Genomic DNA, 24,998 nt, shown 5'->3' on the forward strand with positions numbered 1-24,998 from the left:
CGCCGGTGCTACTCGGCTTTTTTTACTTCAGAACGCGGGCCTATGCCATTTGCGTTGAATGGCTCTATGGCAAAATAATAAGCATCGGTCCTGTCTAGGCCGCTAAAATAATACTCATTTTTTCCATATACCATAATTGAACCATATAATTTTTGAGGATCCTTACCAAAATAGATTACATAACCATCGGCATTAGGTTCCTGTTGCCACTTAAACCACACATTGCGGCGTTCTCCCTTAATGCGTGGGGCAGCTCTAAGCGGCACAAAATTTTGTACGGCAGCAGGTTTTTCGCCCGCGCCGCGCCCAAAGATACGGAAACCACTCAATGCAAACTTACCCGTAGGCATTTTTATATTCTCCAGTTTCAGGTAGCGGGCTCTGGCAGGTTTAGCCAGCTCTATATAGTCGTGCGGTACATCTTTATCGTTTTTGCTTTTGTCTACAAGTACCGTCCATTTTTTACCGTCATTGCTATGGTAAATAATGTACTTATGCCCGGTGGTAGTGGCAGGCTTGCCCATAATATCAGCATCCTGGTCGGCATAGTTAAGCTGTATGGCATTTATGGTGCTTACCTCGCCAAGGTCGCTAATAATATATTCACCCTTATTGGCCGTTTTAGCACTCCAATAAGTCTTAATATCTTCATCTGTCAGGTAATTTGCCTGAAAGCCTCCCAGTGTGCTCGAAACCTGTACGGGTTTATTAAAGTTAAGCAGCATCCATCCGGTAAAAGAAGCAAGGCCTGTATGCTCTTTTTTTCCTGACGGCAAATACGTAGGGTAATCACCATAAGCGGTATTACTGTACATAACACCATCGTTATCAAAGCCTGCGGGCCAAATACCCAGTCGCCTTTCAAAATTATTTTTTGTAGCCAGCACTACGGTAGACACGTGCCAGTAATCGTTATTTACATCCTGGTAGGTTGCACCATGCCCCGCCCCTCTTGCAAAACCTCCGGGCTTATAAGAGAAAGGGTTGAACGCCTGGTACTCAAATGGGCCTAGTGGCTTATCGCTAACGTATACACCATCGGCATAACCGCTAAACTCTGTACCCGGTGCACCATATTGCAGGTAATATTTGCCGTTATGCTTGGTCACAAAAGCACCTTCGGTAAAGGGCTGCATAAAGGTATTGTCGTTGTGTTCGCCAAAGCGTTCCCAGCCGTGCTCGTCATCATTAAGCGCAAGTAGCGGAATAACTTCGCCTTCCGGCTGAAAGGTTTTGCGGTTTAGCTTTACACCATACAAAGGGTACAGGTTGCTGCTGCCATAGTACAGGTACAGTTCATCGGTGTCTTTATCCCAAAAGATAGAAGGATCCCAGGCACCGGCTTCAAACTTATGCACCAGTTCTTTCCAGTTATCGCCATCGGGCTTTGTACTCATCCAGATAGGAAATTCTTTAGTGTGTGTAGAGCCTACAACCAAAAGCGTATCGTTTATAAAAGATACCGAAGGCGCGCACAGTTCATCATATACCTTATGTTCCGGCCTCAGAAACTTGCGCGGAATAAATTTCCAGTCGCTCATGTCTTTACTGTGCCAGTAGCCCCACTGGTTGGTACTAAACAGGTAATATTCTCCTTTAAAAAAGGTAATTACCGGGTCGGCCGTGGCACGGTGCTTACCTTGGGTAACAAAATTAGGAATGGGACAATAGCCGTAGTCGATATTAATGGGGTTACAGTAGGTTTTGTTTTGGCTATAGCCAAAAGTAATGCTGCAAACAATTATGAGTAAGAGAAATATTTTTTTCATTGTAATTTTAATTGATGGGAATAAAACTTACCGCCGTGCCACCTCCCGGTGCCAGTTGCAGTTTTAAATTTGACTTTGAAGTTACCGTTTGCGAATCTATGGCATAGCTAGTTGGGTTGTTTTTCCAGTCGGCATTCTTGCCATCGTGATAAATAACTGCCTTATACTTTTTACCCGGCGTAAGAAAACTTAACGAAATTTTGCTCTCGCGGGCATGTTCATCCGTAATAGCCCCAAGAAACCAGTTTTCGCTGCCTTTAGCTTTGCGGGCTATGGTAATATAATCGCCCGGCTCGGCCTCCAGCACCTTTGTATCCTGCCAGTCTACCGCTACATCTTTTATAAACTGAAAAGCATCAGGATGTTTTTCGTAGTTTTCTAAAAGGTCAGCCGCCATTTGTAACGGACTATATAGTGTTACATACAAAGCCAGTTGCTTAGCAAGTGTAGTATGCACCTGCTCTGTAGATCCCGGTTTATACGTGCTCATTTTTATTTCGAAGATACCCGGCGTGTAATCCATAGGGCCGCCAAGTAAGCGTGTAAACGGTAGAATGGTTTCATGCGCAGGAGGGTTTCCGGTGCTCCATGCGTTGAACTCGTTGCCCCTTGCAGCCTCAGCAGCTATGTAATTTGGCCAGGTGCGGTGCACGCCTGTAGGTCGGCTAGACTCGTGTGAGTTAACCATGAGCTTATAATCGGCTGCGCGCTTTGGCACATAGTTAAAATGGTTTACCATAGTTTGCCCGTCGTGGTACTCCCCCCTTGGGATGATGCGCCCTACATAGCCTGTCTTCACGGCAGGATAGCCGTACTGTACCATATTCTCAAGTGCCCTGTCTAACTGGCGCTCGTAACTTGCTACCGAGCCCGAGGTTTCGTGGTGCATGATCATCTTTACACCCTGTTGTTTTGCGTAATCGTTAATGGCTTTAATATCAAAATCAGGATAAGGTGTTACAAAGTCAAAAACTTCTTCTTTCCAGTTACCGTTCCAGTCTTCCCAACCGGTGTTCCAGCCTTCGACAAGTACCCCGTCAAAGCCGTTCTTTTTAGCAAAGTCGATATAGCGTTTGGTATTCTCTGTAGTGGCACCATGTGGTACTTTTATAGATTCGCCCGTTTGCTGGTTTTGCGCATTTTGCGAACCAGAATAATCCCAGGTAGATTTGCCTACGTGCATTTCCCACCAGATGCCAACATACTTCATAGGTTTTATCCATGAGGTATCATCTATTTTAGAAGGCTCGTTAAGGTTTAGTATCATTTTTTGCGCCACTATTTTACGGGCATCGTTGCTTACCATAACAGTGCGCCACGGCGTATGGCACGGAGCCTGAAGGTAAGCAGCATCGCCTATGGCATTAGGCACAAGATGCGACTGCAATGTAAAATTGTTCACATTTAAATCCAGGTGCATTACCGGATAGTTGATAACCGCAGCTTCAAAAATGTTGATGTACAAACCGTTGTCTGCCTTAAGCATCAGCGGCGATTGTATGGTATACCTGCCCCCTACCGTTTTAAGGGCAATGCCGTTATTAAGGTTTAGCTTGTCGTTGTCTACAGCGCTAAGGCGGGTTTCGTTATACACATATTCCTGGCTGTCAAAATCACCCGGAATCCAGAAGGCTTTATGGTTCCCCGTTAGGTTAAACTGGGTTGCCTCCTTTTCTACTATAAAATAGTTCAGGTTGTCCTGTTTTGGAAATTCATATCTAAACCCCACACCTTCATCAAACACACGGAACACAATATCCATCTTTCGGTTTGTAGACTGTTGTAATAGTGACACCCTAAGTTCGTTGTAGTTATTTTTTATCTCTGCTACTTCGCCCAATACGGGCTTCCAGCTATCGTTTACAGTAGCGGTTTGTGTATTTGTAATGGTAAAATTTTGGTCGAATGCCGGCAGATTTTTAAACGTAAAGCCCAGGTAACTGTCTATAATTACGGCTTTGCCTTTATAGCTTACAGTATAAAAGGGTTTGCCTGAAGCATCTGTTTTAAAATCAACGCTGATTTCTTTAGAGGGAGATAGTACGGTTTGCGCAAATGTATGGGCAAACAAAAAAAATAAGAGAACTGATAATTGAAGCTTCATATTTTTTAAAATTTCATAAATATACATAGAAAATATTTTTTACCACAAGGAACACCAGGCCTTTTCACGAGGGACACAACGCTGTTCCCATAATTTATATTGAAAGGACACAAAGCTTTGTGTTCTTAATTTATGAGTTTCACCATACAGCTTTGTGGCCTTAGTGAAATCTTAGTGCCCCTTGTGGTAAAATCTTTAATAAATATTTCCGGTAAAAAATCTCATTAAAAAGGCTGCCCATTACAGGCAGCCCTTTCCCAAATTCAACCCTGAACACTCTATTTAACTAATTCAAATGTGCTTTTTAAATCGGCATTAGAGCTTCCGCCCACAAATACCTCAAAATCTCCCGGCTCTGCTACAAACTTCATATCTATATTGTAGAACCTAAGATCGTCCGGAGAAAGTTCAAACTCAATAGTTTTGGTTTCTCCTTTTTTAATCAGTGTTTTGTTGAAGCCTTTAAGCTCACGCACCGGGCGTGTTACAGATCCTACAACGTCTTTTACATATAGCTGCACTACTTCTTCACCGTCAAAATTACCTGTGTTCTTAACGTCTACACTTACTTTAAGTTTGCCATTCGGCGAAAGCTTTTGTGTAGACAGTTTCAGGTTACCATAGCTGAATGTAGTATAGCTGAGTCCGTAACCAAATTCATATAGCGGACTGTTATCGCTATCTGTATAGCGCGACTTATATTTTTGCTCAGGGTCTGAAGCTCCAAGATATGGGCGCCCTGTATTTTTGTGGTTGTAATAAATAGGCACCTGCCCTACACTACGCGGAAACGTCATTGGCAGTTTACCGCTTGGGTTGTTTACACCATAAAGTGTTTGTGCAATGGCATCGCCACCCATAGTTCCCGGAAACCAGGCTTCAAGTATAGCATCCATGTTTTCGCTCTCCCAGCCTAATGTAAGCGGACGGCCATTCATCAATACCAATACAACCGGTTTACCCAGTTTTTTTAGCTCTGCCAAAAATTCTTTCTGGATGCCCGGCAGGTTAATATCTACCTGAGAGGCAGCCTCGCCCGTCTGGTTCTCAAACTCCCCCATAACGGCCACAATTACATCAGCGTTTGCAGCTGCTTTAAGTGCTGCCTGTATGTTATCGCGCTTGGTATCTTTTATCTCAACACCTTTGTTAAACGATACTTTACTCTTATCTGTAATAAATTTGTTGATCCCTTCCTGAACGCTTACTGCATAACCGTTACGGTCGCCAGTCGCAGCCCATGAACCTATGATGTTGTACTCATCGCTTACAAGCGGACCAACAAAAGCAACTTTCTGCTCTTTTTTAAGCGGAAGCACGTTGTTGCTGTTCTTTAGCAATACCATTGATTTGTTAGCAGCATTAAGTGCCGCATCAAGAAACTCCTTTTTGTAAATGGTTTCTTTTTCGCGTTTGGCATCATTATAACGGTATGGGTCTTCAAAAAGGCCCAGGTCGTATTTTGCTTCAAGTATACGGCGGCAGGCATCATCAATTTCAGCCTGAGTAACCTTACCTTCTTCAAGGTTTTTCTTGGTATATTTTAGGAATACGGCTCCTACCATATCCATATCTACACCAGCGGTAAGCGCAAGTTCGCCTGCGTGCTGTTCATCTTTAGCATAACCGTGCGGAATCATTTCGTTGATACCGGTATAATCAGTAACCACAAAACCTTTAAAGCCCCACTCACCTTTTAGGATATTGTTTACAAGCCATTTGTTACCTGTAGACGGCACACCTGCAATTTCGTTAAACGATGTCATGAATGTAGCAACACCGGCATCTACAGTAGCCTTAAACGGCGGCAGGTATGTTTCGCGAAGCAAACGCTCGCTCATGTCTACCGTATTATAATCGCGACCGGCCTCAGCAGCGCCATAAGCAGCAAAGTGCTTGGTACAGGCCAGGATGGTATTAAGATCTTTAAGGCTGTTACCCTGGAAACCTTTTACACGGGCAAATGCCATTTTAGAGCCTAAGTAGGTATCTTCCCCTGCACCTTCAGACACACGCCCCCAACGCGGATCGCGGCTAATGTCTACCATTGGGGCAAAGGTCCAGTGTACACCAGATGCGGCAGCTTCGGCAGCAGCAACTTCAGATGCTATGCGTGCAATATTTAAATCCCATGATGCAGTTTCGCCCAGCGTAATTGGGAAAATAGTACGGTACCCGTGGATAACGTCATAGCCAAACAACAACGGAATTTTAAGGCGCGAATTTGCCAGGTTCACTTCCTGTATCTGGCGGGTATATTGCACATTGGTAGCATTTAAAATACTACCTACATTTCCTTTTTTTATCTCATTTATAAAGTTGCTTCCGCTTTTAGGCCCTGTAACGGTACCATCGGCAGTAAACTGTACTAATTGCGCTATCTTTTCATCAACAGTCATCTTGCCCATTAGCTCGGTAACAAACTCTGTGCGTGGCTTTATAACAACTTTAGATTTCTTGCCTTTTTGCGCATATACCGTAACGGTGGTACAGGCTAAAAGCAGCAATAGGGTTCTTTTGTTCATTCTTTTTCTTCTTTTGTATTTTTTAGAACTAAATGTTTATGGTTTTGTTTGTTTCAGCATCCATTCATAAATGGCAGGATCATCATATACCCTTGTCCAGCTGTTATGGTTGGCATCATCAAAAATGGTAAGCTTTATATCTTTAGCACAAGGCTGTAACTTTTTATATATCACTTCAGAGTACTGCACGTCTACAACATCATCGAGCAGGCCGTGAAAAATGCGGATAGGAATTTCGCCGATCTTACAATTTTCAATCATCGGCACACGGTCTACAAAGCCTGCAATGGGCACTAATGCCGCAAACATATCCGGATGTGCAAAAGCCAGATTCCATGCGCCCCAGCCACCCATACTAAGGCCTGTAAGGTAAATGCGCTTAGGGTCTATGTTGTTATCCTTAGCTACCTTTTGTATCAGTTTATAAAGTACCTCGCTGTCCCAGTACTCTTCTTCAGGGCATTGCGGTGCAAGCACAAAAGCATCTATACTGTGGGTTTTAAGATAATTAAATGGCCCGTGAATCTTTACTTTTTCTATATCAGTACCCTTCTCTCCAGATCCGTGCAGGAAAACAATAAGGGGCTTCTTTTCTTTTTTAGCATTCTCAGGCACATGCAATGCGTAACCCAGCTGTTTTTTTACGGTTATTTCTGTTTTAAACAATCCGCTTTCATCTTTCTGGGCGAAACCAGTAAGCGAAAAAACCAGCGCTAGTAAAGTAATATGAAATTTTGCCATGCCTTAGAAATTATATTTACCCGAGTGGAAGCCCAATTTTACAAGCCCTTGTTTAACCTCAGGAGCGTTCATAAACAGTTGCCAAAGCAGGCCACTACGGTGGTTTTCCAGCATAACGGCCATAGGTCCCTGGTCAATAGCCAGGTAACGTTTGGTACTCCAATTGTATTGCTGGCTGTGTGCATCATAAAAACCGGCAGGCCCCCAAAGCAGGCTGCTGTGGTTTTCATAAAAATTGCGCATTGCCGCAAGGCTTTCTGTAGGTGTATATACAATAGAACTTACAGCAGCAGTAGGCGAGATAACACCTTTATCATTGCTTGGCATATGGGCATCATATCCTGTAGTACCGTCGGCATTACGGCTGTAAGAAGCAGTAAGCCCCCAATAATTATTACCGTAGCCAGCAAAGCCACGCGGATTTTCTACACAATACTGATGATCTATTTTAACCTGGTTCACATTAAGATCCCAGTAGTTAGCATACTGGTCTGTAAGCTGATGAGGGTCTAAACCTGCGTAAGAGTAGTGCGCCCAGAATAAAGGCCCGCCAAACTCTTCTGCACCATTATGTTTTAAAATAAGCGGAATACCATATTTTGTATTGCCTGAAACAATGCCACCGCTTCTGGCCCATCCTTCATGATACGGTGCCGCGGTAATGGTATGTGTAGGCGAAGCTGCTGCCAGCACATAAGTAATAAGGCACTCATTATACCCCTGAAGCGGGAAGTTCATCTCCCAGGCATAATCAGGAGACCAATGCCAGTACAACACATCTTGACCATTGCGGTACCAGTCCCAGTCTACACCTTTCCAAAGGGTATCAAACCTTTGGGCAAGTGCTTTTTCTTCATTAGTACCGTTTTTAAGGTATTCGCGTACACAGATAATGCCTTCGCATAAAAAGGCCGTTTCTACTAGGTCGCCACCATTATCTTTAGTACCAAAAGGCTTAACTTTTCCGGTTTCACCATTCATCCAGTGTGGCCATGCGCCGTGAAAACGGTCAGCATTTTCAAGAAATGTAGCTATTTTAGCCATGCGTTCCATAAACTGCGCACGGGTAATATAACCCCTTGAATCTGCCGCGATGATAGACAGAAGCCCGAAGCCGCTACCGCCAGTGGTAACAATATTAGCATCGTTATCAGGATAATTGCCATCCGGATGGTAGCGCTCACGCCCCAGCCCCGAATTAGGTTCGGCAAAATCCCAGAAGTATTTAAATGTTTGTTTTTCTACCACATCCATTAATTGCTCATCTGTAAGCGGCTGCGCAGAAGGATTTTCGGGCGAAGTACCTGTACTCGGCTTCGTGTCGGCAGAATTACATGAGAGGATTAATAAAAGAGGCAGGAAATATATTGATTTTAGCATTTTGACTGATGTATTGAATTTCATAGCAAAAAAAATATCCCTCCCTTTTTGCAAAGGGAAGGATGATTTCAAAAATTTATTAATAGCCCGGGTTTTGAACCATATTAGGCGTTTGTATTAACTGGTTGTACGGTATTGGGAACAACTCATGTGTGCCCACAATAAAGTTTTTACCAGCAGCGGTCATTGCAGACTGTGCCTGCCCGGTACGCACAAGGTCGAACCAACGGTCGTGCTCAAAACCAAGCTCAAGGCGGCGCTCTTTCCAGATAGCATTCCTAAGAGATGTACCTGCGGCAGCTGTAGAAGCCGGAAGATTTACCCTTGTTCTTACAATATTTAGCGCAGCAAGTGCTTCGCTTGTATTGCCAAGTTCATTCGCAGCCTCTGCTTTAATAAGATAAATTTCGGCAAGCCTTAATATGCGAATGTTTTTATCAGCATCATCTGCACCGGCATTGGCACTAGAATAGGCTTTTTCATTATACATTGGGTTTTCTACCGATGCGCTTACTTCGCGTCCATCATAAAGTGTCTCACCTGCAAAAATGATAGTAGCATCCCTGCGGATAGCATCACCTTCTGCATTATAAGCATCTAAGAGATTTTGAGAAGGCGTGTTAAAGCCCCATCCCCATCCGCTGGTACCACGTGCACCCTGGGTTTGAGTATATTGTTGTACACCATGTGCTACTGCTTCTCCACGAGCCTGAACCTCAAATATAGATTCAGTTCCGTTTTCAGAAGAAGCCCTCCAAAGCACAGCATAATCAGATTCTAAACTGTACTGGCCTGAATTGATAACAGTATTGGCCATATCATAAGATTGCTGCCATTTTTGTTCATACAAATATACTTTTGAAAGCAGTGCCTGAGCAGCTCCTTTTGTTGCACGGCCAAGATCAGAAGACTGATACTGGTTTTTTAGAGGTAACTTTTCAATTGCATCTAAAAGGTCCTGCTCAATAAATGCATAAACATCTGCTTTAGGAGCACGTGTTGTATAATCTACATGTTGCAAAGGCACATCTCCCCAGCCCCTAACAAGCCAAAAATAGTGTAATGCCCTTAAAAACTTAGCCTCACCTACAAGGCGATTTTTATATGCATCATCTGTCAAACCATATTTTTCTGTAAACTCAATAGCATAGGTAGCACGGCCAATTGTTTTATACCAGTTTGTCCACATGGCATCAAAAGAGCCCGCACTACTTGTAAAAGTAAGATTATCAAGCTGGTCTTTATCTCCACCTGTATCACTAGGAGAACTCCCTTTGTCAGCATTATCCGAAAGTATCTCTGTAATGCCAAGGTATGAGAAAGCGTAGTCCCATTCTGTAAGCATACCATAGGTACTGTTTACAAACTGTTCAGGAGCATAAGAGTTTGCATCTTCGTCAACCCTGTCAGATTGTTTAACATCAAGAAAATCGTCACATGCTGTAAGCAATGTAGCTCCTAATGCTATATATATTAAACTTTTATATTGTATTTTCATAACTATTTTTAAATTATAGGTCGATTTGTACACCAACTAAGAATGTTTTAAGGCTAGGGTAAGCAGAAAGCTCAATACCTGTAGTCTGGGCTGGAGAACCATTACTGTTTATCTCAGGTGTAAAGCCTGAATATTTTGTAAACATAAAAGGGTTTTGGGCTGTACCATATATCCTGATCTTGTTAATATCTTTAATTATATTTTTAAAGGTATAACCTAAGGTAATATTGTTTATTCTGAAGAATGCACCATCTTCAAGGTAGTAGCTTGATGCAATTGCTGTACGGTTTGCTCCCGGATTAGTATTTGATGTACCTTCTCCTGTCCAACGTCCGTTAAATGAATCTGCCGTAACATTTTCACCACCGTTTATACGTGTACTTTTAAGGCCATTATATACTTTATTACCTCCAACGCCATATCCATCTACTGATAAATCAATACCTTTCCATGCAAAGCCAATGTTGATACCGTAAGTGTAAGTAGGAAGGTATGAATCAAAGAATTTCTTATCCCTGTCATCAATCTGACCATCACCATTTAAGTCTTTATACTTTATTTGTCCCGGTTGTGCACCTGTAACGTGTGCAGACTGGTCAATTTCAGTTTGGTTTTGCCAAATTCCGTCTGCCTGGTACATCCACCATGAATATACCGCCTGGCCTTCCTGAAGACGCTTAGTTATCTGGCCATTTGCAAGGCTACCGCCGGTTTGACCATCATAAGCAGGTTTTACACTTTCAAGAGTATTTTTGTTAGTACCTAATGTACCGCCAATATAGTAGCTAAAGTCTTGTCCTACTTGATCTTTCCAGTTAAGCGCAAGTTCGAAACCTTTATTACGTATCTCTGCACCATGGTCATAGAATGAATCGGCATAAGGGCTTGTCCTTACAGGATTAACCTGTAATATAGCATTTGTAGTAAGCCTGTTGTAATAATCAACACTACCGCTTAACCTCCTGTCAATAAGTTCAAAATCTAAACCAGCGTTAACCTCTTGTGTTTTTTCCCATGATAGGGGCTGTGCCGGAGAACCTGCGTAAGCACCAAAAACTAAAGTTTGGTTAGGGCCAAATACATAGTTATAGTTTTGGCTTCCAACACCTGCCAGGAATGACGTAGCGTTTGCAAAACCAATATCAGCATTACCTATCAGACCATAACCTCCGCGTATTTTGATGAAATCAAGGCCTTTAATATCACTTAAGAAACTTTCTTTAGTAAGTGCCCAACCTACTGATACAGATGGGAAAGTACCCCAATAGTCAGCATTTTGTTTAAAACGGCTGTTACCATCTCTCCTTATATTTGCTGTAAGGAAATATTTTTCATTGTAATCGTACTGTACCCTACCAAAATAAGAAAGTATTTGTTGTGGTGTGGCATACAATTCATCTGTAGTAGCTCCCTGAGCAAAATGCATATTCCAGTTTTGGCTTGCAGTAGGAACATTGTAACCGCTTTGTGTTGTTGTAATAACATCACCTCTTTTATCTTTTGTAAAACCAGCAATTACTGTAAAATTATGATCGCCAAAAGATTTGTTAGCGGTAAGGAAAGTATCCCAGTTATAACGGAAGCTTTCTACATTAGTAGCAGTAATTGAGTTGTTTGCATAAGTATATACACCCTCGCCTGCAGTAGCCTGAAAAGCATCATACTGAGCATCAGTCCTTGTAGGATCTGCTGCAAGCCACCTGCCACGGGTATCATTATAAATAAGGCCGCGTGAATAGCTTTTTGTAATACCTAACCTTGTATTAACTTTTAACCAGTCAGTAAGTTTAAGTTCTGCGTCAAACATACCCTGTATTTGAGACGTTTTAGTCTCTTCATTAGTAAATGCTACTGATGCAAGTGGGTTTCCTATTGAGTTTAACTGGCCAATAGTTTCGCCAGCACCAGCTTGGTAACCTACTACACCTGTAGTTTGATTATAGAAACTTTGTCCCCACTGCCCGCTTGGGTAACGTACAGGAACAATTGGTGCCTGCCTGTAAGCTTCATCAAAAGCACTAAATGGCTTAGGATTACCTTTTGTATACGTGTAGTTAAGATTTTGAGTAAGCTTTAACTTGTTATCAAAGAAATTAAAGCTGGTATTAGAACGGATAGTATTACGGTTGATTTTATTGCTATCGAGAATACCATCTTCTGCATAATTATTGTAGCTAAAATAGTAGTTACCTTTATCGCTACCGCCAGATACAGCAACATTATTATTTGTAGAAGTACCAACGTCTGTCAATTCATCATACCAATTAGTGTTGTAAGGCTGATTAGCTGAAAGATATACTGGATTAGCTAATGTAGCCTGATTTTCATTATAATATTGAACATATTGGCTTGCATTAGCCATTTTTACCTGATTAAGAGTTGACCTCGCTGCAAATGTAGAATTTACAGATACGTTCATTTTACCATCTTTACCTTTTTTTGTAGTAATAAGTACAACACCATTAGCAGCACTACTACCATAAATAGCCGCAGATGAGGCATCTTTAAGGATATCCATAGTTGCGATATCACTTGGATTAATATTACTAATATCACCGGTAACAGTACCATCAACTACATAAATGACACCAGAACCAGCAGTAGCTGTACCAAGTCCCCTTACACGAACCGTAGGAGTAGCGCCGGGTGAATCGTTAGTAACAATCTGCACACCGGCAACTTTACCCTGTATAGACTGCATAGCGTTAAATTGTGGCTGTTTCTGAAACTGATCCGCTTTTACAGTACCTACTGCGCCTGTAAGGTTAGAACGTTTTTGAGTACCGTAACCAATAACCACAACCTCTTCAAGGTTTGAAGCTGCACTTGTTTTAAGCGAAATCTTCATTGGAGATGTGGTCGCAGCCACTGTTACATTTTCAAAGCCAATCATTGCAAAAGTAAGCTGTGCTCCTTCTGATGCGGCAATGCTAAAATTACCATCGATGTCTGCCGAGGCAGTTGCCGGGCTACCGGCTACGGTAATGTAAACATCAGGCACGGGCATGCCGCTATCGTCGACTACCTGGCCTGTAATCTGCTGCCCGTAGCTAATGCCACACATGAGCAACAAAAAACCGAAAATAAAGTTTTTCATAAGTTTGAACTATTGTTAAAAAGTTAGTAGTACGAAGATACGAGACTAAAACGTTATAGTTGTAACATTTACCACTTATCACTACTACATCATTAACAACATTTAACAGTATAAAAAACTAAAATACAATAACTTATCATTTATTGTATTACATCAATAAAACATATAATGATGTAGTATTGATGAGTAAAAGATTCTTAACAAACCGTTAAAAATTACGACGAAATGTAATTTAGAGCATCTTTAAATATTAATCATGAAGCGCGACAGACTCTCTTCGGTTCCTATTTCTAGTTTTTTTCGCAAACGGTATCTATGAAGTTCTACCCCTCTAAAAGATATATTCATTAGTGGTGCTATCTCTTTAGAAGATAAATTCATCTTTAAATAGATACATAGCTTTATGTCCTTTGGGGTAAGAACCGGATATTTTTCAGTAAGTCTGGCAACAAACTCTTCGTGACTTTTGATAAGGTTTTTTTCGAAACTCTGCCATTCATTCTTACTTATAGTACTTGTTTTAATGACCTTTTTAATTTTAGTCACCAACCTATCTACGTTTTTTTCCGACTCAAGAACTTCTTGTATACTTTCTATCATTTCGCTATGCTTAGCAATACTTAATGATTTACCTGCTACTTCGCTGGCCTTAGTCTGAACTTCTGTTTCAAGTAAATGCTTTTCGTACTCCTGATTACGCAATTTGATTTCAGCTTCGTGCTCTAATTCTATTATTTGAGTGCGGTGGCGCAACTCTTCCTCATTAAGGCGCACTTTTTGGAGATATTTAAAGTGATTCCATTTATAGTACAGATAAAAAACCAATACCGTAAATGCAACATATGCCATTATCATGTATAATGAAAAATACCAGGGCTTATCAACGGTAAACTTATATGTGGTTAATTTTAGAGGGTGCAATCCATTGTTAGCAAACAACTCTATATCATGACTGCCACTTGCAAGGTTATTTAATATTATTTTTCCTGAATTTACTGCATGAAGCCTGCCACCGTTAAAACGATATTGTAAATCGGCGCGGTTGTAACCAAACCATGGCGAAACTACATCTAATTCTAATGAGTGATTATATTTTATTGAGGTTTGAGGTGTAACATACTTACCTTCATAAAATGCTTCTATTTTGAGGGCTGCATTTTTTTTGATTGGAATATCTCTTTTTATTTCAACAAAACCATCATCCAGGTTTACAACAAGCTTTCCCGCTTCGGCAAATACTTGTATATTTTCTATAATGAGGCGTCCCTGATAATATTTTTCAGGGAGCAGCTTCCATAAAAAATCGTTACCTTTTTGATTTACATTGTACAATAAGCCATCTTTAAATACCATAAAAGTATCTTCGTCAATGGGAATGATATCTGAAACATTGCCAAAAGAAGAATTAAACAGTGTATTTTTTTCTAATTTCCCGGTAAGACTATTGTATGTATACCAAATATTATTTATAAAAAACAATATCTGGTCTTTAAAATTAAACAGTTTTACGCCAAAGTCTCCTTTAATATTATTATCTGCAGATACATTCTGAATTTTTTTTACGTTTAAATTTTCATCATATGTAATTCTATACAGACTTTTATAATTGTCTGCTGCCCATAATTCTCCGGGATGGTTTTGGGCAATGTTGCGTATTGGCTTTTCAATTTTGCCCAACATTTTATACTCAGATAGCTTGTTGATATCTTTATATACCGCTATACCCGCATAATTTGCCTGAAAATAAACACCATCAAACCTGCTCTTTAAAAACTTCCACCCCCCATTTACCGGACTTTCATTTTTGAGCACATTTCCATCATATACTAATGTGCCATCGTTATGCCCCAAAATAAATTTATTGCCATTTTTATATACATCCCAAACTTGCCCCTGAGTATTAGGAATGGGTTCTAAAACACTGGTTTTATATGTAAAAATACCATGATTTGTTACTAGCAGGTATCCGGTATTTGATAATGATGATAGTGAGTATACTGAACCAAGTAAGCCTGAATTATCTGTAAAAAGATTTACCGGAGAATTTACCTCTACATGAGAGATGCCATTATCAAGCCCAAGCCAAAGGTCATTTTCTCTATCCAGCGCTATACTTAACACTGCATTGTTTTTCAGGGAATTTTTTCGGTTAATGTTTATGTATGTATTTGATGCTAGATCTACAATATATAACCCCTGACGGGAAGTACCTATGGCTAACTTAGTTTTATCAATAAATTTTGAAGAAAGAATTACAGCCTCTTTTACATAAAAATTTACCGGATTTTGCCAGGGAACAAGTTTATCTTTATCACCTTTAAACACTCCGTTATTTTTTGTAAACACATAAATTTCTCCGTTGTGCTTTTCTATGCCATGTATGATTCCTCCTTTTAGTTGTCCCCAGCCGCTAACCGGAATAAATTTATTGTTTTTTAAAACAAAAATACCCTCGCGGGTTGTAGCAGCATACACCTCATTATCAATTGGGTAACAATATGAGATTTGCGACGGAAAATTTATGCGCTTAGTTTTAATACCATCATACACATAAAGCGCATTGAAAGACTGAAAACAAATATTTTTTCCGAATGAAAATATTTTCCAGATTTCCTCATTGCCTGAAAAACCGGCAAACATAGCATCTTCAGATAATGATTTATATACCATAAAACCATTTTTACGATGCCAGTACCCAAACTCTTTATAAGAACCTGAATAAATTTTGTCTCCAAATGAATATACCGACCTGATAATGGTTTTATTTGGTAATGTATATTTCTCCCATTTTACACCGTTGTAGCGCAAAAAGAAATGGTTATTGGCAAAATACATAGCGTTGTCGTTACCTTGTACCACGCTCCACACCTGATTATCACCTTGATATTCTGATTTTGTAAAGTTTTCTACAAAGGGCAATAATTGCTGTGCACCTGCCTTAAAACAAGAAACTATATATATAAGTAATACAATATGCCTTATTTTCATTACTAACTAATTTAAAATGTCAAAGTTAAAAACTTAGCAACCCTGTACCAAAAAAAATGCCCCTATAAGTGGGGCACGTTTTCTTTTACATAATCATTGAGGTAATTAAACCGGGGCGAAAGCCGTCCGTTCGAAGCTATTGCTGCTCGTTTTAAGATTTCATCTTTGTCATCATTAAAAAAAGCCGGAACTACATGGTCTAAAAACATTTTGCCAAAACCTTCGCTGGCATCACGGGGTAGCTCACAAGGCAGGTTGTCTACCGCCATTACAACAACAGCAAGCGGATGGTAAATATCAACCTCTTGTCCTGTTGACGGGTTGTAGCCATACAAAGGGTTAGCTATGCTGCTTGATCGTATTGTAGATGCTATAGGGCCATCAACATCGCAAGATATATCTGCAACTACTTTTATCCTGCAATTATTTTTTCGCAGCATCTCACGAGTTAATATATCTGGTGCATTGTTACCATAAAAATGCCCGGCAATATACATGTCAGCAACATTAGCATATTTTTCAAAATCAGAAACAAATTCTTGAGGATTGTTATAAAACTCCAGCTTGTTTGTAGTAGCAGTACCATCAATACGCTTATTATAATCAAGCACATCAAGATGAGTATATACAGGCCCACTGTATGATTTTGCAAGAAAATCTGCAGGCGAAACTTCTTTAATTCTTATGGCATCAAGCATTTCTTTTGCACCTAAGCCTACTTTACCTTTACCGGTAAGCACTATTTTTAAAGGAGGAAATATCAATTTTTTAAGCCTTGCAACCAATGCGTCTTTGTCTGGCAGGATTTCTGCCTTCGGAAGATTATGAAGTTCATATTTAATACCAAATGCCCTGAAAGCATTGTATGTTCCTACAAGCCCCGCATATCTGCCAAAGCCTATAAGACGACGGCCTTGTGCATCAATAACTGTTTCATGATCATATAAAGTAATGTCCTTATCAATTATAGCCTGCAACATTTTTTTGTTGTGCGGTTGTTTTTTTATCGTATGAGAAAAGAAAAAATATTTTTTACCTGCTATAAGAGCATCAACAGGCACTTCTTTTACTCCCAGTAGTACATCACAGTCTGTAAGGTCCTCCCCTACTTCAAACCCCAAATCCTTATACAGGTCATCTGAAAAGATTCTAACATCTGACGACTCTATTTTAAACATAGCCTGGGGAAACTGTTTTTTAAACTCTGCCAGCATGGCCGGAGAGAAAACAACCCTTTTGTCCGGAGGCGATTTACGCTCTCTTAATATCCCAAATTTCATAGCTTACCGATTCCATTATTTGTTTTGTTACTCTACTAACATAATAGATTAAAAAGATACTAAATTTAACTATAAAAAAAGTAAAGCATTCAAATGTAACAATTTTTATATATTCGTAACCAGTAAATATTAAGATTTATTTTTAAATCTTCTAAAAAATGGTGTTATATTTGCGTTATTATTGATTTATGGGGTCGACTGGTTTTGACAGCAGGCCGAACTGAACAGTAAGCACGTCGGGAAATGAAGCTGTTTCCGTACATCATCGCTTCAAACATTTAAACGGCGAAAATAACTACGCTCTAGCTGCTTAATCTAAATTAAAGTAAGATTAGCCTCGTCCCTGCAAGGCAGGGAGGCAGGATTCTCCTGAAAAGCCCTGGTTTATGGCGTTTCGTTTAGGAGAACCGTAAAAGTAAACCTGGGGGTTTCTTTGCTTCGCGGAAGCCCTGAGAAAACAGAAGATAAGTGGTGTGTGGCAGTTTTCGGCCTTGCACACTAACGAAAAACCAAGCGAAAACTAAGCGTGTAGAAAGCTCTTTGCTTCCCTGTTTGGACCCGGGTTCGATTCCCGGCGATTCCACTGAGACAGTTTTAGGCATACTTTTCAAAGTTGCCAAAAACGCACAAAATGTCTCGAAAAGCCTATAAAACCTGCAAATTTGAACGTTTGCAGGTTTTTTTATGTCCACCTGTAATCTTCAAAATTTTCAAAAATGCACATAAAGTTGGGTCATTTGCCGGTGCAATGTCAATTGCCCGAAAAATTGCACCAATAAATGCACTGAAAGACAGTTTAAGACACTGAAAGACTTAAAGTACCCTTGTGTTTGGTTTACCGTGATTGCTTCATAATTCTACATTATTAATTTTTAATTTTTTGAATTATGTTAGAGAAAAGCTATGGCTTAAGCTTCATGTTAAAGCCGTCCCGCAAGGAACCTACACTGCGTTACGTGTACGTTCGTGTATCCGTAGATGGTATCCGTAAAGAGATTTCAACCAAAAGAACCTGGGATCCCAAGCGCTGGGATGCCAAATCTGAACGCGCAATCGGTGCAAAAGAAGACGCCCGAATTTTGAACCTTTTTTTAGACACGATGGTCATGAAAATTAATCAGTTCAAGTTAGACCTGATGTATACAGAGAAGACAATCTCTGCCCAAAGGATCATTGATTTCATACTGGGAAGGGCTACCTCAAAGGCATTGTTGCTGGAGGAATTTCAGGTCCACAATGATGAAATGTTATCGCTTGTCCCTGCCGACTATGCCATGGCAACCTACAAGCGCTATACCTACACGCGTACGCATGTTCAAAATTATATCAAGTATAAATATGACAGAGAGGACATCGAACTGCGTGAACTTGACTACGATTTTATCAGCGGATTTGAACTTTACCTTAAGACCGTCAGGAAATGTATAAATAATTCTGCACTGAAGTACATTGCCTGCCTCAGGAAGATCATTAACCGGACTGTAGATAAGAACATCATCCCATCCGACCCCTTCAAAGCTTTTAAGCGCAAAAAGACTAAAACGATAAAGAAGCCCCTTAACAGCAGGGAACTACGGATTTTGGAAAACTACACGTTTACAACGCAGCGGCTTACCGTGATCAGGGACGTGTTTATATTTCAATGTTACACTGGGCTGGCCTACATCGATGTTTACAATTTGCGAAAAAGCGATATAAAGATTGGAATTGATGACCGGTACTGGATCATGTCCTCACGCCAGAAAACGGGCAATGAGACGAATATACCACTACTCCCTAAAGCTTTGGAGCTGATTGAGCACTATAAAGACCATCCCATCTGTGTAGAACGTAATACAATACTCCCGGTATCCTCCAACCAGAAGATGAACGAATACCTAAAGGAAATTGGCTCACTTTGCCAATTAGATGTGTTACTGAATACCCACATGGCCCGGCGAACTTTTGCCAGTACCGTGACGCTCAATAATGATGTGCCTATCCATGTGGTAAAGGAAATGCTGGGGCACAACTCGATAAAACAGACAGAGGCTTACGCTATGACAGAACAGCTGACCATCGGGAGGGAAATGTCACTTCTAGACCGGAAGCTTAGTGCCAAGCCACAAATATCGAAGGAGGACGCTGACCTGTTAAGCAGGCTGGAAGAAGAGATCAGGGCGGTTAAGGAAAAATATAAAACCTGTTAACCATGATCAAAATCAATCTTGAAGATACCATAGTACCCCATTACGTTAGCCAGGACCTGACGGATTTTAGGTTTTATTCACCTCAGAAAAAAGGAGGTGTAGCTGAACTAATCGTACAGATACGTAATATTAATGACCCCTTACTTTCCAATGTGTATAATTTAGGGTTTGGGCCACCGGATGGTGCAGGTAGCTTTAGCGATACGGTTTCACTCAACCATTCAAATCCGGGTAAGGTGTTCTCAACGGTAATTTTAGTAGCGATAGCGTTCCTGGAGCGCAACCCTTCCTTAGCTATCGGAATCGACGGTTCTGATGACCGGCGGGCCTATTTATACCACAGGATGTTCAGCTCTAACAGACATCCCTTAGAGGAAACCCTGATCCTTACCGGTGTTGACTGGTATGTACGTTTGCTTAGATCTGGCGATGTAGAGCGCGACCTGTCCGGCGCTGCATATTTTAAGCCACGGCCTGAAGCTTTTGATTTTCAAAGGAAAACAAATGATTTGTACCGTTATTACCTGATAAATTTAAAACCTGTGCAGTCACTCAAATAAAAACTTTTAATATCTTTGTTATTATGAAAGAGAAAATGCAACATGCTATAGATGCTATTTTTAAAATGGCGGCAGAACAGAAACAGCCATCGGCTCCATTACCTGCATTTAATGGGTCAAGGCCGGATAACGCCCTCTCACGCTCGATACGAAATAAAAAAGAAGCAGATCAATTCCAGGCGGAACTGAAAGCTGTGCTAAATCAAGAAAAATAATTATAAGAAAGCCTGCCGTTAAAAGCAGGCTTTTTCATTCAACAGACGTGTTGTTTAATCATAAAGGCTATCCTTTTTGATTTCGCAATCCTCTCTTTGAGCATCTTTGAAATAATATATGCACATTAGCCATGAATTAACCAACACCGAAGAATCCGACGAACTGGAAATCCTTTCAATGCCGATTAAATAATATGAAGATGAATATTATCCAATTCCTAAGCCATTCCCTTTAGAAGCTATTAAATTCCTGATGGAACAAATGCATGTAGCCGATGCCTAGCTATCGAAAATATTAAGTGCCCGTTCCCGAAAATCGGAAATTCTTCCCAATAAAAAGAAAGCTTAGCATTTCGATGATAGGCGTCCTAAATGAAAAGCTGAATATTCAGCAGACATCCTTATTCGGCTTAAATTTACTTATTTTGTTATTTCTAATTGTACCACGACTAATGGCATAATAAAAACGGAAGATAACCGTGTTTTTGAAACACCATATAGTAATTCCAGCAGAATGATAGTACACCGTAAACATTTTTTAATTTTAATCGATTAACGCGCCTTAAAAAACGATTTCATATTCTAAAGCTTATTCCGCTGTTTGAGGCGGTAACGAAAAAGCTTACATGTAATAACCGCGGCTTATCTGACATCTGTACCTAAGGTATTAATGGGTCTATTATTTTATGGTGCTCAAAACCTGCAATTTTTACAATGTTATAGTTAGCAATGCTATTATAAAACGCCGTGATGAGCCTGGCTGGCCTTTAAAATTACCGACTGCACTGCCTGTAACTAAACCATTTGTTCAACATTAGCGAACTATTGGACATGTTAACAAAATATTTAATTTTTCCAATACTATAGTTGCTAATTTCGAATTATAAGCTAAGCTTTAATATGCAATTATCAGCATATGAGTTTGTTGTATAATATGCTTACAACAGCTTTGATTAAGCTGTGGAAGCAGAAGCCCATAACTTAAATTAGTAACCGCCTGCATCAGGCATTAAATAAACAAAGATGAAATTGAACTACAAAAGGTTAGTATTAGCATTAATTGCTACCATTGGATTACAAATGAGTTCTCAGGCACAGGAATACAGGTCTGCAACAAAATATGGGGAACCTGGTAAAGCTCCAGGCATGAAAGTTAAATTGTTGAGTACGGTGGGTGATGTAAAAACGTACATAATTATTCTGGCCAAAGGTGATGAAGCCGTATCAGGGCTTACAGAATTTGCGCAAAAGTACAATGTAAAAAGTGCACACTATCAAGCTATTGGTGATGCCCTGAGTTTAGAAGTCGGATGGTTTGATTACGAACGTAAGCAATTCCTCGTAGTACCCATTGCTGAGGCCGAGGTTACCTCATTTACCGGAGACATAGCCTGGTATCATAACAAGCCGGTAGCCCACACGCATGTTACGGCTTCTATAAAAGATGGTTCTGTTAAAGGTGGCCATTTACTGGAATTGATCGTTGGGCCAACGCTTGAAATTATCGTTACCGTGGAACCAACACAATTGTTTAAAAAATTAAATGAAGAATTTAATGCGGGATTGATTGATATTGATAGTAAAGAAAAACAATAATGAAGGAAGAAGAATTTAGATCCACATCCCATCAGGTGGCGCCGGGTAATGCACCTGCAATGAATGTTAAATTACTGAGCACCCATGGTGATGTGAGGACGTATATGGTCATTTTTTCGAAAGGGGATGAAGCCCTGTCCGGGTTATTGGATTTTGCGCTTACCTACGATGTCAAAAGTGCCCACTTCGCTGGTATAGGAAGTGCCTTTAGCCTTGAGTTGGGCTGGTTTGATTTTGACCGCCTGAAATACCAGGTAATTCCTGTTGGAATTGCTGAAGTGACTTCATTTACGGGCAATATAACCTGGATGGATACAAAGCCTATTGTGCATGCACATGCAACCGCTTCTTTTAGGGATGGCACAGTGAAAGGCGGGCATGTACTGGCCTTAAATGTGGGGCCGACATTTGAGGTAGTTGTAACTGTTGAGCCAACAGCACTGTACAAAAAGACAGATCCGGAATTTCAGGCAGGAATGATTATTTGATAGCCGTTCGGTAAACTGTATTTTGCAGGTCGTGACAAATATAATTAATGCCCTTTTTTATGAATGCAGTAAAAGCAGAAGTAGTTGCATTTGTTATTTTGTTGGTTAGCTGGATTACACCTCCTATCCCTTAAATAATGATCCTATGTCAGAATGTCAAGCCCCTTTCAAAGGGGCTTTTGTTATCATACCCATAACCAGATACAATACCCACAAAATTTTATTTGGTAACATGCTAACGGTATACGTTGGGGCTATCGCAAATAGCTATCTTATTCATTAATGTAGCAATGAAAGGTTCCTAACTTTACTTACAGGGCCATTTTATGCTGGTACTTTCCATGCTCCAATAGCACAGCATCCATAATCCGCAAACTTTCAAGAAACTGAGCCTCTTTAAACCGGAATGACGGCCCCGAGACACAAAGTACCGCAATAGGCTTGTTTTTAAAGAAAATAGGTATGGCCACACAATTGAGATCAGGATCATAGGCCTCAACATCCAACGCATAACCTGTTTTTACAATAGTGCTGACTTCTTCTTCAATGGCTGCGAAATCTCCTTCTGCATGCTGCTTACGCAGGCTTTCCTGCAAATGGTGGGAATAAGCAAGGAAACATTTGCCTATTGCCGTGGTGGTCATCTCGTAATCTTTCCCCATATTCAGTGTAATCTTAACCGCCCTGTTGGGCTCACATGTAAGTTCGTACCTGTAATACGATCCCATCTGCACGGCCAGGTACGACGATTCTTTTGTTAGATTGGATATTCTTTCCAGTACAGGGCGAAGTTCCTGCTTTAGGGTATTCACAGAAAAAGACGGGACCTGTAAGGATTCGATCTTTGAGCTGATTTTATACCTGGGGCTGATATCATCCTGTTCCAGGTAACCCAATTGCTTTAGTGTGTCGAGGTAACCGTGGACGGTATTTTTCTTTAAATCTACTGCCTGCGCCACGTCATTAAGCCGCACAAAATTGCCATTGGAAGCGATATATTCCAGTATTTGGAACGTTTTTTTTACGGACTGGTTCATAAGTTCAAATATAACGAACAAAATTACAATTTATAGCTTATCATCCCCTATAAGTTCAATAAATACCTATTTTTGACCTTCAAGTTCAACAAATCACAAGTTGCGTAGTGCAACAATTAGCTACACAAAATATGAGCAATTCGATTAAAAATGTACTGGTAACCGGTGCAAGCAACGGTATAGGCCTTGGCCTTACAAAAAAGTTATTAAATGAAGGCGCAGCAGTAATTGCAATAACGCGCTCCGGGGAAATTGCCGACTTTTCGCATCCAAACCTGACTATTATCAAGGGGGATATCAGCGATGAAGAAAGCATCAAAATAGCGGCTGAAGCGGTTAAAAATCTTGGCATCAAACTGGACTGCCTGGTAAATAACGCAGGTGTTGGCCTGGATCTGGGCGACGAAATACCTACGGCGGCTTTAATGAACGCTACCTTCGCTACCAATACAACTGGTACGGTACTGTTTACGGAAGCGTTCCTTGATTTTGTACAAGAGGGTGGCCAGATTGTATTTTTATCCACAGCTATGGCACTACTCCGCAACCTCGCCCCTAATGCCCCGGCCTACCGCATGTCTAAAGCCGCTATTAATATCTATGCCGTAATGCTAAGCCAGAGGCTTGCCGCTAAAAATATAAATGTTACCCCATTGCACCCGGGCTGGGTACAAACGCGCATGGGAGGCGATACGGCACCGGTAACGCTTGACCAGTCGGTAGACGGTATCTATAAAGCCATTACTGAAAACACCCAGACCGGCAAATTTTGGAATATTGAATTAAACGGTGTTGAAGAGTTTTAATTAACCTGCTTTAAATTTTAAAAATTGTTCTTAGAAAAGCTTTTACAGTCTAGACAATAGTTAAAGGACGCCCGAAATCAGTTTTTCGGGCGTTTCTTTTAAATACTGCTTCGTGTTATTTGATTGATGGAATAGGCAAGTTTGTACTGCCTGTCGAGTGGGAAGTAAACTTAGACAGCGGCGTTAACTTTTAAATGGCATTATACACCCTGATATCAAGTTCCGCATCCAGGCTTCCTTCCAGCAAGGCGGCAAATTCGTGGAAGTGCGCGCTATTTCCATGTTTTTGGAGGCTCTCCATATCTTCCCATATCTCATATACAAAAAAGCTGGCAGGATTATCGCTTAACTGATGAAATTTATATTCATGGCACCCCCTGTCATTAGCTAACGAGGCTTTCTGTACGGCCTGGGCACCGGCAAGGATTATTTCTGTTTTTTCTTTTTTTGCGGTAAAGGTTCCGGTTACGGTAATCATAGTCTGCTATTTTGGTTTATATCAAAAAGCAAAATTGCGAAAAATAAAATGCTTTTATAATAATGCAGTTTAAGAATGAATCTTAATCTAGTTTAAGGGTAAGCCTGGAATCCGATTAGTAACTTGCCGCAGCACAAGACGCATATTTGCCATCGACTGGACCGCTGCTTAAGCCAGGCAAATTCCTACCACTACCCTATTATAAAAAGTTGAGGCCCAATTAAAAGGCCAAATGCACTGGATAAAA

17 protein-coding genes and 1 other RNA gene are annotated in these 24,998 nt (G+C 40.5%); 7 read left to right on the plus strand and 11 right to left on the minus strand.

What is annotated here, in order from left to right:
- Positions 1 to 8 precede the first annotated feature (8 nt).
- From DYH63_RS08595 to DYH63_RS08635, 9 genes are all read right to left on the minus strand, one after another.
- Positions 9 to 1,769, minus strand: a complete 1,761-nt coding sequence (locus DYH63_RS08595) for a family 43 glycosylhydrolase (protein ID WP_116788423.1) — start codon at positions 1,767 to 1,769, stop codon at positions 9 to 11.
- Between the two features lie 7 nt (positions 1,770 to 1,776).
- The gene (locus DYH63_RS08600) at positions 1,777 to 3,873 is read right to left on the minus strand and encodes a glycoside hydrolase family 97 protein (protein WP_116790779.1); all 2,097 of its coding nucleotides are present in this window, start codon (positions 3,871 to 3,873) and stop codon (positions 1,777 to 1,779) included.
- A gap of 278 nt (positions 3,874 to 4,151) precedes the next feature.
- A complete protein-coding gene (locus DYH63_RS08605) occupies positions 4,152 to 6,398 on the minus strand; it encodes a glycoside hydrolase family 3 N-terminal domain-containing protein (RefSeq protein ID WP_116788424.1) in 2,247 nt (748 codons plus the stop codon).
- Between the two features lie 36 nt (positions 6,399 to 6,434).
- On the minus strand, positions 6,435 to 7,139 hold the full coding sequence (locus DYH63_RS08610; RefSeq protein WP_116788425.1) for a carboxylesterase family protein: 705 nt from the start codon (positions 7,137 to 7,139) through the stop codon (positions 6,435 to 6,437).
- Between the two features lie 3 nt (positions 7,140 to 7,142).
- Entirely contained in the window at positions 7,143 to 8,519 is a 1,377-nt protein-coding gene (locus DYH63_RS08615; protein WP_116788426.1) for a glucoamylase family protein, read from the minus strand.
- Between the two features lie 79 nt (positions 8,520 to 8,598).
- Entirely contained in the window at positions 8,599 to 10,017 is a 1,419-nt protein-coding gene (locus DYH63_RS08620; RefSeq protein WP_116788427.1) for a RagB/SusD family nutrient uptake outer membrane protein, read from the minus strand.
- 13 nt (positions 10,018 to 10,030) lie between these two features.
- Positions 10,031 to 13,114, minus strand: a complete 3,084-nt coding sequence (locus DYH63_RS08625; RefSeq protein ID WP_116788428.1) for a SusC/RagA family TonB-linked outer membrane protein — start codon at positions 13,112 to 13,114, stop codon at positions 10,031 to 10,033.
- Positions 13,115 to 13,357: 243 nt separating this feature from the next.
- Complete coding sequence (locus tag DYH63_RS08630; protein WP_116788429.1) at positions 13,358 to 16,102, minus strand: ligand-binding sensor domain-containing protein; 2,745 nt, start codon at positions 16,100 to 16,102, stop codon at positions 13,358 to 13,360.
- 62 nt (positions 16,103 to 16,164) lie between these two features.
- Positions 16,165 to 17,382 carry an NAD(P)-dependent oxidoreductase gene (locus DYH63_RS08635; protein ID WP_116788430.1) on the minus strand — a complete coding sequence of 406 codons (1,218 nt, stop codon included), beginning with the start codon at positions 17,380 to 17,382 and terminating at the stop codon, positions 16,165 to 16,167.
- A 190-nt stretch (positions 17,383 to 17,572) separates the two neighbouring features.
- Here DYH63_RS08635 and ssrA point away from each other — a divergent pair.
- From ssrA to DYH63_RS08670, 6 genes are all read left to right on the plus strand, one after another.
- Positions 17,573 to 17,968: a transfer-messenger RNA gene (ssrA, locus tag DYH63_RS08640) on the plus strand.
- Positions 17,969 to 18,269: 301 nt separating this feature from the next.
- Positions 18,270 to 19,571: a site-specific integrase gene (locus tag DYH63_RS08645; RefSeq protein ID WP_116788431.1), complete on the plus strand. Its 1,302-nt coding sequence runs from the start codon at positions 18,270 to 18,272 to the stop codon at positions 19,569 to 19,571.
- 2 nt (positions 19,572 to 19,573) lie between these two features.
- On the plus strand, positions 19,574 to 20,131 hold the full coding sequence (locus tag DYH63_RS08650; protein WP_116788432.1) for a DUF6934 family protein: 558 nt from the start codon (positions 19,574 to 19,576) through the stop codon (positions 20,129 to 20,131).
- A gap of 23 nt (positions 20,132 to 20,154) precedes the next feature.
- Entirely contained in the window at positions 20,155 to 20,346 is a 192-nt protein-coding gene (locus tag DYH63_RS08655; protein ID WP_116788433.1) for a hypothetical protein, read from the plus strand.
- 1,023 nt (positions 20,347 to 21,369) lie between these two features.
- The gene (locus DYH63_RS08665; RefSeq protein WP_116788434.1) at positions 21,370 to 21,942 is read left to right on the plus strand and encodes a PPC domain-containing DNA-binding protein; all 573 of its coding nucleotides are present in this window, start codon (positions 21,370 to 21,372) and stop codon (positions 21,940 to 21,942) included.
- Complete coding sequence (locus tag DYH63_RS08670) at positions 21,942 to 22,430, plus strand: PPC domain-containing DNA-binding protein (RefSeq protein ID WP_116788435.1); 489 nt, start codon at positions 21,942 to 21,944, stop codon at positions 22,428 to 22,430. The genes DYH63_RS08665 and DYH63_RS08670 overlap by 1 nt, the downstream gene beginning before the upstream one ends.
- Positions 22,431 to 22,741: 311 nt before the next feature.
- On the opposite strand, the gene DYH63_RS08675 is transcribed toward DYH63_RS08670, so the two are convergent.
- Positions 22,742 to 23,467 (minus strand): IclR family transcriptional regulator, encoded by a 726-nt coding sequence (locus DYH63_RS08675; protein WP_116788436.1) that lies wholly within the window; start codon positions 23,465 to 23,467, stop codon positions 22,742 to 22,744.
- A 131-nt stretch (positions 23,468 to 23,598) separates the two neighbouring features.
- Here DYH63_RS08675 and DYH63_RS08680 point away from each other — a divergent pair, with 131 nt between their 5' ends.
- Positions 23,599 to 24,273: an SDR family NAD(P)-dependent oxidoreductase gene (locus DYH63_RS08680; protein WP_116788437.1), complete on the plus strand. Its 675-nt coding sequence runs from the start codon at positions 23,599 to 23,601 to the stop codon at positions 24,271 to 24,273.
- Between the two features lie 190 nt (positions 24,274 to 24,463).
- Here the strand turns inward: DYH63_RS08680 and DYH63_RS08685 are convergent, their stop codons facing one another.
- The gene (locus tag DYH63_RS08685) at positions 24,464 to 24,751 is read right to left on the minus strand and encodes a putative quinol monooxygenase (RefSeq protein ID WP_116788438.1); all 288 of its coding nucleotides are present in this window, start codon (positions 24,749 to 24,751) and stop codon (positions 24,464 to 24,466) included.
- Positions 24,752 to 24,998: the final 247 nt, after the last annotated feature.

The organism is Flavobacterium psychrotrophum, assembly GCF_003403075.1.
Lineage (GTDB): Bacteria > Bacteroidota > Bacteroidia > Flavobacteriales > Flavobacteriaceae > Flavobacterium > Flavobacterium psychrotrophum.

What these genes read in the sequence shown, in the direction of transcription:
- DYH63_RS08670 (WP_116788435.1), top strand. Translation starts at nt 21,942, where the DNA reads ATGAAGGAAGAAGAATTTAGATCCACATCCCATCAGGTGGCGCCGGGT.
- DYH63_RS08595 (WP_116788423.1), bottom strand. Translation starts at nt 1,769, where the DNA reads ATGAAAAAAATATTTCTCTTACTCATAATTGTTTGCAGCATTACTTTT.
- DYH63_RS08685 (WP_116788438.1), bottom strand. Translation starts at nt 24,751, where the DNA reads ATGATTACCGTAACCGGAACCTTTACCGCAAAAAAAGAAAAAACAGAA.
- DYH63_RS08625 (WP_116788428.1), bottom strand. Translation starts at nt 13,114, where the DNA reads ATGAAAAACTTTATTTTCGGTTTTTTGTTGCTCATGTGTGGCATTAGC.
- DYH63_RS08650 (WP_116788432.1), top strand. Translation starts at nt 19,574, where the DNA reads ATGATCAAAATCAATCTTGAAGATACCATAGTACCCCATTACGTTAGC.
- DYH63_RS08630 (WP_116788429.1), bottom strand. Translation starts at nt 16,102, where the DNA reads ATGAAAATAAGGCATATTGTATTACTTATATATATAGTTTCTTGTTTT.
- DYH63_RS08680 (WP_116788437.1), top strand. Translation starts at nt 23,599, where the DNA reads ATGAGCAATTCGATTAAAAATGTACTGGTAACCGGTGCAAGCAACGGT.
- DYH63_RS08615 (WP_116788426.1), bottom strand. Translation starts at nt 8,519, where the DNA reads ATGCTAAAATCAATATATTTCCTGCCTCTTTTATTAATCCTCTCATGT.
- DYH63_RS08635 (WP_116788430.1), bottom strand. Translation starts at nt 17,382, where the DNA reads ATGAAATTTGGGATATTAAGAGAGCGTAAATCGCCTCCGGACAAAAGG.
- DYH63_RS08645 (WP_116788431.1), top strand. Translation starts at nt 18,270, where the DNA reads ATGTTAGAGAAAAGCTATGGCTTAAGCTTCATGTTAAAGCCGTCCCGC.
- DYH63_RS08610 (WP_116788425.1), bottom strand. Translation starts at nt 7,139, where the DNA reads ATGGCAAAATTTCATATTACTTTACTAGCGCTGGTTTTTTCGCTTACT.
- DYH63_RS08665 (WP_116788434.1), top strand. Translation starts at nt 21,370, where the DNA reads ATGAAATTGAACTACAAAAGGTTAGTATTAGCATTAATTGCTACCATT.
- DYH63_RS08605 (WP_116788424.1), bottom strand. Translation starts at nt 6,398, where the DNA reads ATGAACAAAAGAACCCTATTGCTGCTTTTAGCCTGTACCACCGTTACG.
- DYH63_RS08620 (WP_116788427.1), bottom strand. Translation starts at nt 10,017, where the DNA reads ATGAAAATACAATATAAAAGTTTAATATATATAGCATTAGGAGCTACA.
- DYH63_RS08600 (WP_116790779.1), bottom strand. Translation starts at nt 3,873, where the DNA reads ATGAAGCTTCAATTATCAGTTCTCTTATTTTTTTTGTTTGCCCATACA.
- DYH63_RS08675 (WP_116788436.1), bottom strand. Translation starts at nt 23,467, where the DNA reads ATGAACCAGTCCGTAAAAAAAACGTTCCAAATACTGGAATATATCGCT.
- DYH63_RS08655 (WP_116788433.1), top strand. Translation starts at nt 20,155, where the DNA reads ATGAAAGAGAAAATGCAACATGCTATAGATGCTATTTTTAAAATGGCG.